This window comes from Catenibacterium sp. (genome assembly GCF_052354645.1).
In the GTDB taxonomy this organism is placed as follows: Bacteria; Bacillota_I; Bacilli_A; order Erysipelotrichales; family Coprobacillaceae; genus Catenibacterium; species Catenibacterium mitsuoka_A.
The window spans coordinates 1-2,606 of record NZ_DAWDDM010000279.1 but is presented as its reverse complement, the minus strand read 5'-3'; the positions used below and the strand labels follow the sequence as shown (position 1 = coordinate 2,606).

Here is a 2,606-nt window from a genome sequence, read left to right as displayed (position 1 = left end):
ATTACAAGCTACACTTGGCAATCAGAACCTCACGGGCTTGCCCGTGGGAGTAGTCAGTTTACTTTTGTGATTAGATTGCAGATACTCATGAAGCCTGCAATCGAGGGAGGTGCCGAGGCGCCTCTTTTTTTACGTCAAAAAAGCCTGAGTTAATTCTCAGACTTGTGTGTAAATGTAATAATAAGACCTGCTACAATTGTACCAGCTAGAAGTGCTATGACATACTTAAATGGATTAGTCATGAGATAGATAACCCAGATACCACCATGAGGTACCTTTATACCACATTTATAGTATGCAGATAATGCGCCTGTAATGAATGAACCTAAGATACATGCAGGTAGGATGTGCTTTTGATCCTTCTTCATAAAAGGAATGGCCCCTTCTGATACAAATGATAAGCCCATAATAATATTCTTTAAAGTAGTACCTCTTTCTTCTTTAGTCCATCTTTCCTTAAATATAAGTGTAGAGAAACCAATTGCTAGAGGTGGAATCATACCAGCACCCATAACTGCTGCCATGATCACATCTGAATTAGAAGCTTCAGTAAAGACTAAAGCATTCGCAAATAGATAAGCAAACTTATTAATAGGTCCACCCATATCAATAGACATCATCGCACTAAGTGATGCACCAATAATAACGACTGAAATAAGTGGTAAATCATAGAGACGATTGATAATGAATGCGTGACCCTTAACTAAATATGTATTAAGTACTGTCATTGCTATACCAGATGCAAGTACTCCTAATACTGGATAAAGTAAAACTGGTTTAATACCATCAAACATATCAGGAACATTTTTAAACAATCTTTTTACTGCAAGTACTAAGTATCCAGCAAGAAAACCTCCTACTATAGCTCCTAAGAAGCCTGATGAGTTTGCTAGAGCGTCATATGGGTTATAGGTCCATTTCAGTGAATAGCCACTATAGGCAATATAACCACATACAAGTCCTGGTCCTAAGGCTGGACGATCCGCAATACTCATCGCAATATAGCCTGAAAATACAGGCAAGACAAATAAATGAAGGATATTTCCAAGTACATTCAATATATCAAAGTATTGTGTATTATTAAATGTAAAACTATATGTAAGTACACTAATAAATCCTGCTGCCACTAGAATAGGTAAAGCATGAGAGAAACCATTCATTAAATGCTTATAAGGAATATGCCATCCTCTTTCCTGATTATTTTCTACTTTTATTTTTTCACCCTTATAGACTGGCACTTGTTGATCTAAGATAATCTGAATAAGCTTTTCTGGTTCATCAATTCCTCTTGCCACAGGGCAGCTATAGAGTGGCAAGCCATTAAAACGATTTAAAGAAATATTCTTATCAGCCGCAATAATAACACCCTTTGCGTTTTCTATATCTTCTTGAGTCAATTCATTCTTAACCCCTATTGAACCCTGTGTTTCTACTTTAATAGATACACCCATTTCTTTAGCTTTCTTTTCTAATGCTTCTGCAGCCATATAAGTATGTGCAATACCTGTAGGACAGGCAGTGACCGCTAAGACTTCTGGATGTTCTACTGTTTCTGCTTCATGTTTCTCACTTTGTGCTAAATCAATAATAGATAAGAATTCTTCAGGACTACCTGCATTCTTTAAATCTTCACAGAAGTCATGATCCATTAATAATGTAGATAATTCACTTAATACCTGTAAATGTACATTATCACCATCATCCGGTGCTGCAATCAAGAAAATAAGAGTTGTAGGTAAACCATCCATAGACTCATAATCTACACCCTCAGGTAAAGTCATTGCCGCAATACCTGCTTGAGTAATCGCATTTGTTCTTGCATGAGGAATCGCAACACCATCTACCATCCCTGTAGTAGAAAGATTTTCTCTTTTTATAACTGCTTCTTTATATACTTCTTTATCAGAGACATTGCCCTGTCTATACATTAAAGATACCATTTGTTCAATTGCATCCATCTTGCTAGAGGCATGTCCATGAATCTTGATGGCTTCTTTACTCATCAAATCTGTTATTTTCATATTATTCTCCTAGTTATGATATACATGCATTCTAGCATAATTTTGTGTATATAAGTACAGTAATATTATGTTTAGAAGAAATTATTTTTCTTATTATTTAACAGTTACAAGTAAAAGAACTATAATGAAAGAAGAAAGAAGGTGTTACTATGTATGCAGTCATTTATGGTGATATGGAAAACGGAGAAAATATTGAAGTAGAAGGATTATTTCAAACTCACGTTGAAGCAGTGAAGGCATTGTACGAGAGTGCATCTCAAACATTTGATTCATTGAATATTGACATTGAATCATGTGAGGAAGATAAGTATGACTGGAGTCCTCGTGGCGAGATACACAAGGAAAGTGCCTGGGCTAATAGTGGTGGTAAAGATGGATATGCTTTGTTTTGGAATGTGATAGAGATAGATGATAGAGCTTTTCAAAACAAATAAATGTAAAATATGACATACAAAGCGAAAAGTTTCAACTCCAAAAGAGTTGATGCTTTTTTATTGCCTTGAAATAAGGTAAAATTGAATTAAAGGCGGAGCACACTATGAAAAAAGAAGCGAAGAAAAGCCTTTATGAAAGTACTTTGGAGCG

2 protein-coding genes are annotated in these 2,606 nt (G+C 35.5%); one reads left to right on the top strand and one right to left on the bottom strand.

What is annotated here, in order from left to right; translation table 11 throughout:
- Window positions 1–149: 149 nt before the first annotated feature.
- Window positions 150–2,021, bottom strand: a complete 1,872-nt coding sequence (locus ACT8VG_RS09930; RefSeq protein WP_444195769.1) for a PTS fructose transporter subunit IIABC — start codon at window positions 2,019–2,021, stop codon at window positions 150–152.
- 149 nt (window positions 2,022–2,170) lie between these two features.
- Here ACT8VG_RS09930 and ACT8VG_RS09925 point away from each other — a divergent pair, with 149 nt between their 5' ends.
- The gene (locus ACT8VG_RS09925; protein ID WP_444195768.1) at window positions 2,171–2,455 is read left to right on the top strand and encodes a hypothetical protein; all 285 of its coding nucleotides are present in this window, start codon (window positions 2,171–2,173) and stop codon (window positions 2,453–2,455) included.
- Window positions 2,456–2,606: the final 151 nt, after the last annotated feature.

Excerpts from the sequence above, each read along its gene's own strand:
- ACT8VG_RS09925 (WP_444195768.1), top strand. The coding sequence starts at position 2,171 with ATGTATGCAGTCATTTATGGTGATATGGAAAACGGAGAAAATATTGAA.
- ACT8VG_RS09930 (WP_444195769.1), bottom strand. The coding sequence starts at position 2,021 with ATGAAAATAACAGATTTGATGAGTAAAGAAGCCATCAAGATTCATGGA.